The sequence below is a fragment of the Vibrio sp. ZF57 genome (assembly GCF_001691235.1).
In the GTDB taxonomy this organism is placed as follows: domain Bacteria; phylum Pseudomonadota; class Gammaproteobacteria; order Enterobacterales; family Vibrionaceae; genus Vibrio; species Vibrio crassostreae_C.
Genome location: NZ_MAKD01000093.1, coordinates 1 through 16155, shown reverse-complemented (window position 1 = coordinate 16155; position 16155 = coordinate 1). Strand labels below are relative to the sequence as shown.

At 44.9% G+C, this 16155-nt stretch carries 11 protein-coding genes; 7 read left to right on the top strand and 4 right to left on the bottom strand.

Annotation, left to right across the window (positions count from 1 at the left end; translation table 11 throughout):
- Positions 1–56: 56 nt before the first annotated feature.
- The 3 genes from A6D97_RS13995 to A6D97_RS13985 all read left to right on the top strand — a co-directional run bounded on the left by A6D97_RS13995 (position 57) and on the right by A6D97_RS13985 (position 4515).
- On the top strand, positions 57–1769 hold the full coding sequence (locus tag A6D97_RS13995; protein WP_065584649.1) for a chitinase: 1713 nt from the start codon (positions 57–59) through the stop codon (positions 1767–1769).
- 274 nt (positions 1770–2043) lie between these two features.
- A complete protein-coding gene (locus tag A6D97_RS13990) occupies positions 2044–3594 on the top strand; it encodes a Na+/H+ antiporter NhaC family protein (RefSeq protein WP_065584648.1) in 1551 nt (516 codons plus the stop codon).
- A 327-nt stretch (positions 3595–3921) separates the two neighbouring features.
- Positions 3922–4515 (top strand): GPR1/FUN34/YaaH family transporter, encoded by a 594-nt coding sequence (locus A6D97_RS13985; protein ID WP_010440610.1) that lies wholly within the window; start codon positions 3922–3924, stop codon positions 4513–4515.
- Between the two features lie 145 nt (positions 4516–4660).
- Here A6D97_RS13985 and A6D97_RS13980 read toward each other — a convergent pair whose 3' ends face one another.
- From A6D97_RS13980 to A6D97_RS13965, 4 genes are all read right to left on the bottom strand, one after another.
- Positions 4661–6208: an alanine/glycine:cation symporter family protein gene (locus A6D97_RS13980; RefSeq protein ID WP_017062817.1), complete on the bottom strand. Its 1548-nt coding sequence runs from the start codon at positions 6206–6208 to the stop codon at positions 4661–4663.
- A gap of 458 nt (positions 6209–6666) precedes the next feature.
- Entirely contained in the window at positions 6667–8037 is a 1371-nt protein-coding gene (locus tag A6D97_RS13975; protein ID WP_017062816.1) for an MBL fold metallo-hydrolase, read from the bottom strand.
- A gap of 147 nt (positions 8038–8184) precedes the next feature.
- Positions 8185–8952, bottom strand: a complete 768-nt coding sequence (locus A6D97_RS13970) for a 1-acylglycerol-3-phosphate O-acyltransferase (RefSeq protein ID WP_065584647.1) — start codon at positions 8950–8952, stop codon at positions 8185–8187.
- 196 nt (positions 8953–9148) lie between these two features.
- Positions 9149–10087 (bottom strand): hypothetical protein, encoded by a 939-nt coding sequence (locus A6D97_RS13965; protein WP_065584646.1) that lies wholly within the window; start codon positions 10085–10087, stop codon positions 9149–9151.
- Positions 10088–10358: 271 nt separating this feature from the next.
- Between A6D97_RS13965 and A6D97_RS13960 the strand changes: the two genes are divergently transcribed.
- From A6D97_RS13960 to A6D97_RS13945, 4 genes are all read left to right on the top strand, one after another.
- A complete protein-coding gene (locus A6D97_RS13960; RefSeq protein ID WP_065584645.1) occupies positions 10359–12071 on the top strand; it encodes a class I SAM-dependent methyltransferase in 1713 nt (570 codons plus the stop codon).
- A 58-nt stretch (positions 12072–12129) separates the two neighbouring features.
- The gene (locus A6D97_RS13955; RefSeq protein ID WP_017065619.1) at positions 12130–12858 is read left to right on the top strand and encodes a DUF429 domain-containing protein; all 729 of its coding nucleotides are present in this window, start codon (positions 12130–12132) and stop codon (positions 12856–12858) included.
- An 81-nt stretch (positions 12859–12939) separates the two neighbouring features.
- The gene (locus A6D97_RS13950; RefSeq protein WP_029235636.1) at positions 12940–13749 is read left to right on the top strand and encodes a M15 family metallopeptidase; all 810 of its coding nucleotides are present in this window, start codon (positions 12940–12942) and stop codon (positions 13747–13749) included.
- A 304-nt stretch (positions 13750–14053) separates the two neighbouring features.
- Positions 14054–15934: a RimK/LysX family protein gene (locus A6D97_RS13945; RefSeq protein WP_065584661.1), complete on the top strand. Its 1881-nt coding sequence runs from the start codon at positions 14054–14056 to the stop codon at positions 15932–15934.
- Positions 15935–16155 lie beyond the last annotated feature (221 nt).

The window sequence follows — 16155 nt, the reverse complement described above, 5'->3', positions numbered from 1 at the left end:
CACATGTGAAGCATACTCTTTGATGGACTTATTAAGGACAGATAAGAGAATCCATCATGTTAAAAATCAAATATTTGGCGACAGTACTGGGCTGCACATTAGCAGCGCAAAGTCATGCGTCTTTGAACATTCAACCTGATCCGCAAAACCCGAATGGTTACCTTGTTGAAAAGTCGGCTCTACAAGCTGCTGAACAAGCGAAAACATCCGATCCTATGTATGCGATCTGGTCACAGGCCCTTCAAACTCGCCCGAATACAATCGTTGAAGCGATTGAACCCGGTTCCCCCTCGAATCCTGAAAACATAAAGCGTGTAGAGCGCGTGTTCCCTCAATCTGAATGGGACTTCCTCACTCAGATGGCAGCGCCAGAATACACCTACACTCGCTTCTTACGTGCGATCGGTAAATTCCCAGCGTTCTGTGGAGAGTACACCGATGGCCGTGATTCTGATGCTATCTGTAAAAAATCCATCATCACGGCCTTTGCTCACTTTTCACAAGAGACGGGTGGGCATATCGCGATAGACAACACCTCTGATAATCCATTAGCTCTAGAAGAGTGGCAGCAAGCGCTGGTGCATGTTCGCGAAATGGGTTGGTCTGAAGGCCAAGAAGGTTACACCACAGGTTGTGGTCAGAACGATTGGCAGAATGCCCGTTGGCCATGTGCTGCGGGACAGGGCTACTTCGGACGTGGTGCTAAACAGCTTTCTTACCATTTTAATTATGGCGCGTTCTCTGAAGTGATGTTTGATGGTGACGCGACGGTGCTTCTCAACAATCCGGGCTTAGTGGCGGACTCTTGGTTGAACTTAGCTTCTGCTATTTGGTTTTTCCTTACCCCTCAAGCACCTAAACCAGCTATGCTGCATGTCATCGACCGCACTTGGACGCCATCTCAACGCGAATTGGATGCGGGTATTGGTTATGGCTTTGGTACCACAATCAACGTGATCAATGGTGGTATTGAATGTGGCGAGCAGAACAAAGACAAAGGCCAACCCGTTAACCGTATTCGTTATTGGGAAGGGTTAGCAGCGCACTATGAAATTCCGGTAGAAGCGGATGAAGCCAATACTTGTTGGCAGCAAACGCCTTACGGAAGCTTAAACCTCAACGGAGCAACGGATGTGTTGTACACCAACTGGGATGGTAACTGGAAATACTACGCAGACCGCCCAGAAGGTTACTCGTTTGAGTGTGAGCTTGTTGGTTTCCAAACGGCTTATTCTGCGTTGGTGGCTGGCGATTACGAGAAGTGTGTGACCAATTTTTATGGGTCACATGCGAGTTGGCCTGAAGTGAAAGTGGTCGATAAGCTGGATCCGGTAGATCCAGGAACCAATCCCGGTGGTAATGGTTGGAGTGCGAGCAAGGTTTACAACGCGGGTGACCAAGTGACTCATAATGGCGCAACCTACGAAGCGAAATGGTGGACACAAGGGGATGACCCTGCCAATGGTGGCCCTTGGAAACTAGTAGCGGGCGAGCCAACACCACCAGTTGTGACAGATCCAACGCCTGTTGATCCTGCCCCTGTCGATCCAGAACCAGTAGACCCTGCACCCGTTGAACCACCTGTGACAGAACCGCCAGTGGTTGTCGATCCATCTGAATTTATTACGTGGCAAGCCGGTGTTAGCCAAGTGAGTAATGGCGATAAAGTGACGCATAACGGTAAGTGCTTCGTGGCTAAAAACGGCCCAGGTGTTTGGGAAAGCCCAGTTCAATCGAATTGGTTCTGGGATGAAATCAGCTGTAATTGATAGTCTGAATACTGAAGAGGTGGCCTAAGTTACGAGCTCAGTAGTACGACCATAGCGATATAAATAATCAAAAGCCGAAAGTGTCTACTTTCGGCTTTTTTCCGTTTCGAACTTGGCTATTTAAGCAGGGTGATTGGTCTATTTGGCTATGTTGAAGCGCATTTAAAGACTAATTATCCAGTTAGAGGATAAAGTTCTGTACAAATGATGCTTGTGAATTTATATTCAAATTTAATTTATATTTATTCTCTTATTTTAGGGTTAAGGTGTACCTATGGAACAGACAGATATCACGTCACTCATCCCCATTGTGATTACTTTGGTGTTGTCATTGGCGACAAGGAATGTGGTGATAGGCCTTTTTGCTGGTGTGCTGAGTGGTGTTGCAATGCTGACTGGCATGTTTAGCGAACTTAACCCGCTTGATACGTTTGGTACCATGGTGAAAGGTTACCTAGTCCCTCAACTTACCGACAGCTATAACGCTGGTGTGATCATGCTGTTGGTATTCATCGGTGGCTTTGTCGCATTGATGGAAAAGTCCGGTGGTGGCGTCGCGTTTGCAAAGCGAGTGACTCAGTGGGTAAGCAATAAATGCCAAGCTCAATTGTCAGCATGGTTGGGTGGAATCGTTATATTTTTCTCAGACTTAGGCACCCCTTTAATTGTTGGCCCTGTTTTTCGTCCCCTTTTCGATAAACTGAAACTTTCTAGACAGAAGCTAGCATTCATCATTGATTCAACCTCGTCGCCCGTTGCTATTCTTATCCCTTTCATTGGATGGGGTGTTTACATCATGAGCCTTATTCAGAAAGAGTTCACGGCGTTGAATGTCAACATGTCCGATTGGGATGCCTTCATCGGTGCGATTCCTTTTCAGTTCTACGCATTTCTTGCGATTTTCATCGTTCCGCTTGTGTCCGTTAAAGGTTTAGACTTTGGGCCAATGGCAAAAGCCGAGCGTGATTGCCAGGCGGGAATTAACTCTGGCGTGAATAACGAATCACTAAATCCGTTCTCGCATAAAAATGCAAAGGCATCTTTTGTCTGGGCACCATTGTTAGTGATGCTGGTGGTGTTGTGTGCCATGTTGGTTCCACAAGGCTTCCCGTTCCAAAAGGTCGCAGGTTCATCATTTAGAGCGGCGTTATCATCGGCTTATTTCTTTGCGGCGATTACATTAATTTCGTTAATGGCTTACTACGGTGTAAGAAAGTTGTCTGATGGTGTTTCTGTGTACTTAAAAGGCATGGGAAACATGATGCCAGTCGCGATCATCTTGGTATTGGCTTGGGCATTAAGCACCGTTGGTAAAGAGTTGGGTGCGGCAGCTTATATTGCTGAGCAAGCACAGAGCGGCTTTCCATATTGGTTAGTACCTGCGGTCGCGTTTTTATTATCGGCTATCATTTCATTCGCAACGGGATCGTCGTGGGGAACCTTCGCGATAATGATGCCATTGGTTATTCCAACCGCGATTGCGATAGATGCTCCGCTTCTCGTCGCAATTGGCGCTGTGTTGTCTGGTGGCTTGTTTGGTGACCATTGCTCACCGATTTCTGAAACCACGATTCTTTCTTCAACCGGGGCTGGGTGTGATCAGTTTGAACACTTTAAGACGCAGCTTCCTTACGCATTGATGAACGGCTCTATTGCTCTGATTAGTTTTGTAGTCGCAGGCTTTACGGGAAGTGCATTGGTTGTGTTAGGCGCTCTTGTTGCTCAGTTGATTGTCGTGACGTTGTTAGCCAAGCGCGATGCGAGTAAAAACGCTTCTTCAGACGTTCAATCTCAAGTGTCTGAGTCTAAAGCTCAACAAGCATAATTTAAGATAACAGGTGAGTGAGTAGATACGGGATGCGAGTAAACGAGTAACGAAAAGCTCGCTCTCTTGTTCTTCATTTCACTTACTCGCATCTAAGCAAACTTCCGTCATTCCCTACAGTGAGGAACGAACGTGATAGGGAACCTGTTTATTGATAGTTTCGGTGAATTGAATAGATTCATTATGAAACCTATTTTCCATAAGATCATTTACACAATCTTAGTTTTCGATAACTGGATTACCTAGTTGTACGGTTTATAGATTAAAATTTTCTGATAATTTTTATCGCTTTTTTTTAATCAACCACTTTAATAAGGTAAATTCGCAATGTCGACCAAACTAGCTAACCCAGCGCCACTAGGCTTAATGGGTTTCGGTATGACCACTATTCTTCTTAATATCCACAACGCAGGTTTCTTTCCAATCGATTCAATGATTCTTGCTATGGGTATTTTTTACGGTGGTTTGAGCCAAGTTATCGTGGGCACAATGTGTTTCAAACGTGGTGACACGTTCGGTACAACTGCGTTTACTTCTTACGGCCTATTCTGGTTGTCTTTGGTTGGTTTAATCGTGATGCCTTACATGGGCCTACCTGCAAGCCCTGCAGCATTCATGGGTTGGTACCTACTACTATGGGGCATCTTCACAGGCTTCATGTTCATCGGCTCTCTATGCTACCCAGTGGCGAAGCAAGTAGTATTCGGTTCACTAACTATCTTGTTCTTCCTACTTGCAGCTCGTGATTTCACTGGCAGCGAACTAATCGGTACTATCGCTGGTTTTGAAGGTATCTTCTGTGGCGCTTCAGCTATCTACTTTGCAATGGCACAAGTAATCAACAACGAATACGGCCGCACAGTACTGCCTATCGGTGAGAAGAAAGCGCCTCAAATGGCAACACAAGAAATCGCTGCTTAATACTCTAACTCGGGAACAGTTAGTTTGTTATAAGCCATTTATTGGTTATGAATAAAACAAAAGGGGTTAGCCGAAATAGCTAACCCCTTTTTTATGCGTTATTAATAGCACTATTTGTTAAAGCGATCTATTTGCTAAGGAAAGCTTAAGCTGAAGGTTGCTCTACAGGTTTAGTGTCTGCAGTTTCAGCTTCAGGAGATTTTCCTGTTTTACGCTTGTACTTCTCTTCCCAGTAGGTAGCACCTTTAATGCCTAGTTTTACAGGGTTGAACGTGTACTCAGTGACGCCTTGTTTCTGCTGTTCTTCGTAGTCAGCTAGAGCTTTAAGCGCAGGCTTAGACATGAAGAAGATGATCAGAATACCAACGATGTTTAACCATGCCATCAAGCCAACACCAACATCACCCATTGCCCATGCAAGGTTCGCTGTTTTAACTGTGCCATAGAAAACGGCAGTGATAAGAACAAGCTTAAGTACGAACATCATGCCAGGGATCTTGATGGTACGACGTAGGTAAGCAATATTCGTTTCTGCGATGTAGTAGTAAGCAAGAATCGTTGTAAATGCGAAGAAGAACAGAGCAAATGCGATGAATGGCTTACCAATGCCTGGTAGTGCACTTTCAATAGCAAGCTGTGTAAATACAGGACCATTCGCACCGATGTTTGCTGCTAGGTTCTGAACAAGGAACACACCCTCAGCGCCGCCGTGAACGTTGTAAGCACCAGTGATGATGATCATGAACGCTGTAGCAGAACATACTAGAAGAGTATCGATGTAGATAGAGAAAGCTTGTACCAAACCTTGCTGAGCTGGGTGATCAACACTTGCAGCCGCAGCCGCGTGAGGACCTGTACCTTGACCCGCTTCGTTTGAGTAAACACCACGCTTAACACCCCAACCAATTGCAGCACCGAAGCCTGCCATAGGTGTGAATGCATCGCCAACAATCATTGCGAAAACCGTTGGCACTTGGCCGATGTTTAGCAGAATGATAACGAACGCGATGATGATGTAAGCCAGTGCCATGAATGGAACAACGATTTGTGTGAAGTTCGCAATACGTTTAACACCACCAAAGATGATGAACGCTAGGATAATAGCAACTACAGTACCAGTGAAAATTTTAGCGAAACTGAATGTACCGATAGCTGTTTCAATCATGTCACCTGAGCCAAATGCAGCTTCTACAGCATTACCAATACTGTTTGACTGAACACCTGGAAGCAAAATACCACATGCAAAAATAGTTGCGATTGCGAAGATCCATGCGTACCACTTCTGACCCATTGCTTTTTCAATGTAGTAAGCCGGACCACCACGGAACTGGCCTTCGTCTTCTTCTTTGTAGATTTGCGCTAGCGTAGATTCTGCATAAGCAGTCGCGGCGCCAAAGAAGGCTACAACCCACATCCAGAATACTGCACCTGGGCCACCGAAACCGATAGCGGCAGCAACACCAGCAATGTTACCTGTACCTACACGGCCAGATAGCGAAACGGCTAGAGCTTGGAAAGACGAGATGCCTTTTGATGAGCTTTTACCCGATAGTAGCAAGCGCCACATTTCAAAGAAGTGACGGATTTGAACAAATCGAGTCATGACGGAGTAGAACAAACCTGCACCTAAACATAGGTAGATAAGCACTGGACTCCAGATAATTCCATTCAAAAAATCAACGAATGACTGCATGAGTATTTTCCCTGTTAGTTTTACTTATGATTGTTTTTCGAACAACACAATACTTCACTTGTAACCTGAGTGTTAAATTATTTAACTACGCATTGGGATTACTGTGACATAAAGCATGTTACAGGGGCTAATTGTTAACGCTTAGTGCTATTTAGGAAATCGTTTCATTTAAACGCAAGTGCAACTAGTTGCTTTGTTTTGTATTTTTCAAAGTGAATAAATAGTGATTAATACAAACAAGTAAGTTCCGCGGTCGGTAACTAAGACAGGGTGGTGTTAAAATAGACGAATCGACCATTTAGCATGAACGGCTGCTATAGTGAGTTTGTTACGGAAAAGTTAGAATATATCACTTGCTCAGAATAGGTAGGCAGTTTTAGAGCGCTATCATTTTTTGAGGGGATAAAATGATAGTTTTTATCTTTACGGTAGGAAAAGTGCCTAATTAGACACTTGTTTCAAACGACCTTGAATCCTTGTTTTAGCAGCTCTTGAGCGAATTCAGACTGAGTGTTTGGTTCGCCATGAATCAAATGCACCTCTTTCGGTGGCGTCGCGATGCCTTCTATAAATTGGTAGAGGTCCCCTTTATCAGCATGGGCAGAATAGCCAGACATGCCATGAATTTGAGCATTAACCTCAACGTCTTTGTTATCAATATAAACCTGCATTTCCCCTTGTTGCAGCTCTCGTCCGAGCGTTCCGTGCGCTTGATAGCCAGCTAAAATTACATCGGTTCGTTTATCGGGAAGCAAGGCGGATAAGTAGTTCATTATCCTGCCACCCTGACACATCCCAGAAGCTGCGACCACAATCGCAGGTTCACCTGTCGACTTGAGGCGATTCACGATTTTCTTGTGCATTCTATGTCCATCAACGGTAATGCACTGCTCAAAAGCGAGTGGGTGGCGTTTCAGTTCAAGACGCTGCTTTGCTTCTTGTCCCCACAACTCTTTAAAACGTCGGTATGAACGCGTCACTTTTTGAGCCATCGGAGAATCGAGAATAATAGGAATATCGCTACTGAGTTGATGCTCAAAGATCAGGTGTTCGATATCAAAAAGCAATTCCTGCGTTCTGCCGATACTAAATGCCGGAATTAGAATAACGCCACCGTCGAGCAGTGAACGATCAATGATTGCTTTGAGACGCTCAGCTCGCGTAGCGATATCATCATGTGTACTGGTGCCATAAGTGGATTCGATAAACAGATAGTCGGCTTGTCGTGGTGGCTTAGGATCGGGCAGTAGTGGTGTGTTACTTGGGCCTAAATCGCCAGAGAAGACTACCACCTCTTGGTTGGGTAACTTAATCTCGATATAGGCAGAACCTAAGATGTGCCCCGCAGGTTGAAAGCGAGCATACAGAGTATTTGGCCTATCATGATCCTTTCCGTTGTTTTGCTGTTTAGACGTGATTGGAAACCATTCCCCGTAAGGCTTGGGAGCAATTAACGAATGAATCTTTTTGAGTATCAGCTTCGACTGTTTATTGCTGAGTCCTTGCAGCTTTAAGCCATCCTCAATCATTAAAGGGGCAAGTTCAGCGGTGGCTTGCGTGCAATAAATCGGTTGGTTAAACCCACTGGCGAGTAACCAAGGTAATCGGCCAATATGATCAATGTGAGTATGGGTCAGCAGCAGAGCGTTGAGGTGGGATGTTTCAAATTCAATATCAAGAGGGCGAGTGTCCGCACCTTGAAGCTTTTTACCTTGAAGATCTAAACCTTGAAAAAGGCCACAATCGATGAGCACCGCTTGGCCTGAATCTCTTAGCTCGTGACAAGATCCTGTGACAGTATGTTTGCCACCATGGTGAATCACTTCCATCGTTTGCTCCCATTGCTCTATAAAGCCGTTAACGCCTGTTTTTATTTTGCGGATAAGCGCCAGCAAGTAAAACAAGAACAATGAGAGTTGCGATCGTTGAGTGTCTTTTTAAGTAACTGAGCGATGACTCAGTGGTTTCGTTGCGAGTTAGTTCGTAGAAGAACGATCTGAATCCAACTCTGTTTTTTGCTGCGCCTCTAAACGAGCCACTTCGGCATCAAGCTCTGCTATTTTCTCTGCCATGAGTGCGTGACAGCGATTGGCCAACTCTCTCGCATCGCTAAGCTTGTATCCGGATACATCGATAGGTTCCAACATCTCGGTGATCACAATGCCATTATTGGCACGATTAAAGTCGATCTTATTGTGCGTGGTGCTAGTACACATCGGGGTGATAGGCACACCAGCTTCAATTGCCATTCGGAAAGCGCCTGTTTTGAATGGCAGTAGTCCACGCCCTTTACTACGGGTTCCTTCCGGGTAAACCCAAACAGACAGATCTCTCTGATGAATCGCTTCCGCCACTTGCTTGATGGTATCGCGTGCTTTGGATTTGTCTTCGCGGTTAATCATGATGTTACCGGTGATCCAATACAGCAGGCCAAAGAAAGGCACGTACAACAAATCGCGTTTGCCCAATGAAACAGTGCGTGGTCTTAGCATTCCTGGATCGGTCACAAAATCCAATATGCTTTGGTGGTTAGAGATGTAGACGCTGTTTTCTGGTGTCGGGGCATTGTCTAGGCCGCGTTGCACCAGTTTTACACCGATGATCTTTTGGAGTTGGTTGAACCAACGACAGAAAACGTACACATGCTTGGGGTTCTTGGGGCTAAACAAGCAGTAAACAAAAGCACATAGAGTGGTGAAAATAATAAACACCGTAGCCAAAATAATACGAAGAACAGCAAGCACAATTCACTCCTTACTCACCGCAGATGGCAGTGATTAAATAGTTTTAGATGCTTGAAGTTTTCACTCTATTTAACCGAATTGCAACAATTAACTGTTATAGGGTTCTGTTTTTAGATCTTTATATAAAACAAGGACTAACAATGGGTGTTTGACACGATTATCGAGCTTACACGTGTTCACCAGTAGCGAGGCATGTTCACCAATACTGTTTATTTGGATCCAACTCTTCTACCCATTCAGGATCTTGACGCGACTCTAAATAGAGTTGTAGGCCGTTATAGGACATGAAAGCTGCAGGGCCGCCGAGGTGCTCGAAATAGTCAAAATACTCATCTTCGAGAGCACAAAGGTGGGCTAAATCTTTAACCTTGTTAGCCAGCGCCCACTGAATGGCAAATACAGGCGCTATTGAGCCTGAAATATTCACCTCTTCGACGTTTGGGTTAAACATTGAATTAGCTTGCTCAAGCAGTATCTCTTCTTGTTCAGACTCTTGTTGTAGTACCTCTTCGACGATCTCCGAGCGCTTGGTATTAGAGACATTCTTGTTCAGCTTGGTGATTCGCAGTGCGTAGCTAAATCGGTCTGATGAAACGATGTCGACAAGCTGCGACAACAGCTCTTTGTCTACGCCTGCTGCCTTGGTGAAATAGTCGATACATGAATTGATTGAGGCATAACGAGTACCGTCAAACTCAAAGCCACTGGTTTCGTCGTATACCTCAAGTGGGATGTCATCAACCGACAAAGGCCAGCCTTTATAATCGACGCGTTGTTTGGCGATTTGATACATCTTCCAAGCGCTGCGCCCAAACCCACCGAGCGTCGAACCCGAGAAATCAGAATCAATAAGCTCTTGCTCCGTCCAGTTCTCACCGATGCCAAGGTGCTTAGCGTACTTGTCTATCAGAGTGTGTTTTATCTGATCGCGCACTGACCAAATTGAGGTTAGATTCTTTGAATAGTTAATTCTCGCACACTCATTACAAGCCGGCAGTGCTATCGGTGAATGGCCAATCTTGGCAACTGCCTGCGCTGTCTTAGGAAATTCAACAAGGTTACTGGAAGGCTCACCACAAAACCAACAGGTGTGGCGCAGATTGAATGGGGTATCTATGTGCGAGTATGTGTTCATTAGTTTTCTATCGGTTTGGTGCTTGAGGCGAGTTAATCATCTTCAAACAATTATCTCTGTTCGCACGTCAGCTTGCACCTTGTTTGTTTTTGTTTTTCTGACGAGATCAATTCGAGGTGTGACTCGCCTGATGAACTCATTAGGTGGATATTGATATAAAACAGTCACTAACGATAAATGCTGATTGGTGTGGCTGAACTTGCATGAGCTGCTAGCAATCGCCTAAGCTCCCCATTACTATTGAGATAGACTCCTTACTCCAATAGCGCATATGTCCTCATCGATTCCTTTTTACGATAAAAATGCTCACACACTTTGCCAGCAGTACAACTCAGTGACGTTCGAGACGGTGCATAAAAGCTGGCAAGCTTATTGGCCTTTAGAGGGCGATAAAGTATTAGATGTCGGTGCTGGGAGCGGTCGTGATGTGCTATGGATGCACAAAGCCGGAGCTGATGTTATTGCGATAGAACCAAGTGCTTCATTACGCGAACAAGGCTCGAAATATACAGGCCCAAGTGTTACCTGGATTGATGATTCACTTCCCTCGCTTAGCCGCACTGAAAACCTAGGAATGCGTTTTGACTTGATATTGGTCAGTGCGGTTTGGATGCATCTCGCTCCGTCTCATCGAGAGCGCGCATTTAGAAAGTTGTCTAACTTGCTAGCTCCAAATGGCAAGTTGGTGATCACTCTGCGTCATGGGGAGTTTCAAGACAGTCGACAAGGCTATGAAGTCTCGGTTGAAGAGCTCGAGCGTTTATCAAAAAACAGCGCCTTGTTGGTTCGTCATGTTGATGATAGCCAAGATACATTGAACCGCAGTGAGGTGTGGTGGCAAACCGTGGTGATGACACTACCAGACGATGGCTCCGGTGACTTGAACAAGGTGCGCCACATTATTGTGAATGACAACAAGTCGGCCACATACAAGTTGGCTTTGTTGAGAACTCTACTGAGAATTGCTGATGCGCATTCAGGCGCTGTGATTGATCGAACTGATGGGAAAATTTCTCTACCAGTGGGCTTGGTTGCTCTGTATTGGGTTAGGCAGTTTAAGCGACTGATTGATATCGACATAGAAGGCGCTGGGATTCAGCAAAATAGCAACACAACGAAGGGACTTGGGTTTGTAAAAGAGGATGGTTGGAATAAACTCAAACACTTAAGTGCTGATGATCTAGCGATAGGCGCTATGTTTCTCGGCGATGAAGCCAAGGCTCTACAAAAGCTATTTTCACAAACGATCAGTACCATTAAATCAGGACCTGTGACTTTCATTTATCAAGGCTCGAAAGACAACCGACTATTCGATATATACCCACCTCACAAACGACGGAAGAGCCGAGAATCACTGGTCATTGATAGTGAGTTCTTAGAAAGTTTTGGTTATTTTACTCTCGATGAAAGCCTGTGGGAGTGCTTTAGAATCTACCACTCGTGGATTGAACCGCTGGTGGTGAATCAATGGGTCATGGAGATGCAGCGTTTCGAGTTGAACCGACAACGAAGCATTTCACTACAGACTTATCACGACTGCTTGGTATGGATCGATCAAAACCATGATACTCGCGATGTGCGTAAACGTGTCGAGCAACTTAGATCTGATCGTGCCGACATTGTCAGCGTGTGGAGTGGAAAATCATTAAAAAATGAGTATCACGTTGATCACTGTTTGCCTTTCGCTTACTGGCCAAACAACGATAAGTGGAACCTCTTTCCTACTACAAGCAAAGAGAACTTAAGTAAAAGTGATAAAGTTCCTACGGCTGAAAAGCTGCGCTCGTCTAAGTCGAGGATTCTAGAGTGGTGGCAACTCGCTTGGAACGATTCGGCTCATTTTGAACAACAATTCTTTTCAGAAGCCGCGCTTTCGTTACCTAACATCCCTGCGCAGTGTCGAGACTTTGAAGAGGTGTTCGATGCAATGGGCTTGCAGGTACGTGGTGTAAAAAGCAGACTGCTGATTAGTGAGTGGCACTGATCATTAAGTGGGCTAGTTATCCCAAATAACCCTCAACAAACTAATCATCGAGAACATAATGAAATACATCGGAATTGATGGCTGCAAGTCGGGTTGGATCGCTTGGATTGTCTCTGACAATGAGATACCTGCGTTTAAAGTGGTAAACACCCTCGATGAGCTAGCGAGTGATCTTATCGGTTCAACGGCGCTTATCGATATGCCTATTGGTTTTAGTGATGCACAAACTCCAGATCGCTTGTGTGACAAAGCAGCAAGGCGTTTTCTAACCAGCAAACGTGGTTCTTCGGTGTTTCCGGTTCCGTGTCGTGAGGCGGTTTACCAAACCGATTACATTGCGGCGTGTAATGCCAATGTGGAGCAGCTTGATAAGAAGTTTTCTAAACAGACTTGGGGAATTGTGCCCAAGATTCGCGAGCTTGATGAGCTCATTGAAACTCATCCCAATCTTTCTATCAGGGAATCACATCCTGAAGTGGTGTTTGCAGCATTGAAAGACGAACCGCTGACGTTTTCAAAACGAACGCAAGAAGGCAAAGAGGAACGGCTTTCTATTATTCAGCAGCTATCCCCTCAATGGTGTGACCGCTTGTCGTTGGCCATTTCAAATACCAAACGTAAAGACGCCGCGATAGACGATATTTACGATGCGTTCGTACTTATGTTAGTTGCCTATTACGCTCCGCAATTATCGACCTTACCTGAACTTTCTGATGTTGGTGGAGAAGCTGACAAGGATCAGAACGGACGAGTTAGAGAGATTGTTTACTGGAACAAAACACGCTAACAAAGCGTGCGCTCAACTTGGCTTAATATGCTATTTTCCAACTTCTGCTACTTTTCACTCTTACTATTTTGAGTTTTTGATATGAAACGTTTTATTGTCGGCTGTCTGGCCACTGTGCTCAGTGCAGTGAGTTATGCCCAAGTCGCTCCTATATCTCAATGGCAATGCGACATGATGAAAAAGAACAATGTCTTGAGTAGTGGTGCGCCCGTTGGTTGTGAGCGACTATCCAAAGTGGATTTCGATTTCATTAGTTTCAAAGGGGAAACGCAACAGGGCAATATGATCGTGCTTGATGTTATTGCGCCTGCTGTTGAACAAATCTTTTCAGAGCTCAAACAGCGCAATTTTCCTCTTCATTCCGCTCGCCTAATGCGTGAATTCAGAGGTGATGATAGCGCCTCAATGGATGCGAACAACAGCAGCGCCTTTAACGCTCGTCCTATAACAGGCGGAGGAGGTTGGTCGAAACATGCCTATGGTGTGGCAATCGACATCAACCCAGTTCAAAACCCTTTCTTAGAGTTTGATAGCAACGGAAGAATCACGGTAAAGCCTTCACAATCTGCGACTCGTTATGTGAACCGTACTCGTTTTCGTGCTCGTGATGAAATTGAACGCCGCGGCATGGCTGAAGATGTGGTGGAGCTGTTTGCCCATCACGGATTTATGATCTGGGGAGGGGATTGGAATAGCCCAATCGATACTCAGCATTTTGAGGTTGGATCAAGAAAGTTCGTTAACCAACTGCTCTCTAAACCACAACCTGAAGCCGAGGTGTTATTTGAGCGCTACGTCAAATCTTATCGACAGTGCTATCTCAAAAATAAAGGTGAGGACGCAGAAAAAGCTCGAGCTATCTGTGCAAAGAAAACAGTCGGGACTTTTTAGTGCTATGTTTATCTAGAACCGTTTGTGTTTTAGCAAGTTAAACTCGCTTCAGGTGTGTTTTGAATAGCTAAGGTCAGCGCTCGTCGTTGGCCTTTTTTGTATTCATTTCTTCAATAGAACACCGAGCATTGAAAGGTTATTGGGTATCCATTAGTCAATAATCGATAAGCGAATGCAGCGCAAAGTCATCGGTTTGTCATTTAAAAACTCATAGCGTTAACGTTATGTGAGAACCATTGCTGGTGGGGGAACTCTTCGCGCAAACGCCAGTATTATTAGTGAACTGATCACAACGGACCAACTAATGAAAAAGATACCTTTGGCTCTAACTCTTTTAAGCACTCTACTTTTTTCACAATACACTTTGGCTACTGACACTTCACCTACCACTCAAAATCCCACTTACGAACTCGATGGTAAGTCGGTATTAGGTCGCACTGAGAACGTGTACCTATCTAGCGTTCAAGGGCTAAAAGACGTTCCTTTCATTGGTAAAATTGATACCGGTGCGGAAACCACTTCTATGCATGCTGAAGACATTCATGTGAAGAGCTCTAATCCCGATTACCAAAATCTCAAAGACCAAGAGTTGATGGCGGCGTTAACCGAAGACCTGTTGAACAATTCCGATGTTGATTACGATGATTGGGATGGCAGTACCTTTGCGAAATATGAGGCTGTGGTGTCTTTTAAGGTTCAAAACCCACGCACGGGAGACATGGTATTAATCGAAGCGCCTTTAGAGCGTGTCAGCATGATACGCAGCCGCACCAGCAGCACGCCTTTGCTTCGCCCTACCGTAAAAATGTCGCTCACCATTTCAGACCAAGAGCTAAAAACCGACGTTAACCTGACCGACAGAAGCCACTTCTCTGCGCCCGTGCTGATTGGTAAAACCTTCCTTGCGGATAACGCGCTGGTGTTTGCAGGTTATGACTATTTACAAGAGCAAGAGAACGCGACCGTTGTTGGCCGAAAAGAGGTGGTGTCTATCTCTGGAATGGCGATGAACGCGACCTTCTCATTAAAAAATCGCTACAGCATCCTTCATGCAAAAGACATCGATATAGATAAGAAGAACAGTGAAGTGACGTTTGATATGTTCGACAACGACGGCAAGCAAAAAGAGATGACATTGCCGTTGGTTCGTATGTTAAGCGTGAGCGGTAAGAAGAGACCTTTGGTGTATGTGCCTGTTCAACTCGATGAAAACACGACTAAAGACGTTCTGGTGTACCTACGTGAGCGCTCGAGTAGTGAGTCGCAGTTGAGATTTGGAACCAACACCGCCAGCGAACTCTTCATGATTGACACCAGTGCTGAGAATATTTTATTAGAAGGTTCAGAGAACTTTAGTGATGTGGCTGAGTCTGGTGAGCCTATGATTATCTCGCCGGAAGAGGACATCACCCTAGATGACTTCCCGCTTAAGGCTGTGGCTTCTTTCACTGTCAATACACCTTTGCTGAAGGTCGACAGTTTTGAAATGACAGGTAAAGGCAAAGATGCTTCCGTTGAATTTTATCTTACGGATGTAAATGGTGAGAAGCAGAAGGTGACCAAGCCAATTATTAAGAAGCTTAAAGTCGGGGATGATACTCGCCCTGTTGTAAGTGGTGAGTTTGCGGTGTCTGGAAAAGTGCGTACGCAAGAGTTTGCCATCGATGTGCTTAATACAAATGAGAAAGAAGCGTACTTTATTTTAGGTAAGAAGATGGCAAAAGAAGGCGTTTACGTTAATACGCGTTCTGATTACCTTCTGAAAGCTGAGCCACTGTTTAAAGTAGGGCACATTGAAGTAGTAGAAGTGAACGGCATGAAGTTCCCGGCCAAGCTCGACACTGGCGCGGATGTAAGCTCAATGAACGCAGTCAACATCAAACGATTTAAGAAAGATGGCCAAGACATGGTGAGCTTTACTTATCAAAACAACCAAGGCGATAAGCAAGATTTCACCAAGCCAGTGATTGATGTAATGCGCATTAAAGCCAAGAAAGGCGAGAAGGTAAACATTCGCCCTGTAGTAGAAATGAAGGTTAAGCTCGGAGACCTAGAGAAAGAGGTGAGGGTAAACCTTCAAGACCGTTCTCGCTTCGAATACAGCATGATCCTAGGTAAGAACTTCCTGAAACACGGCGCAGTAGTGAGCAGCGATGAAGATTACTTGTTAGGTGATATGGAGTAACCCCTAAACTTATCTAAGTTCGTATCAGAACAGCTCTAAACAGCCACACATTTCAGTAATGGGATGTGTGGCTTTTTATTGAGTGTCTGGTTTTACTATTGATGTGCTAATGGTAACTCATTGTTAATAATGTGATTTTTCATATTATGGCAAGTAAAATAAAAATAAAAAAAGGTTCATCGCGGCTTTCCGGGGAAAGCCGCTTTTATCTTCAAGAAGAA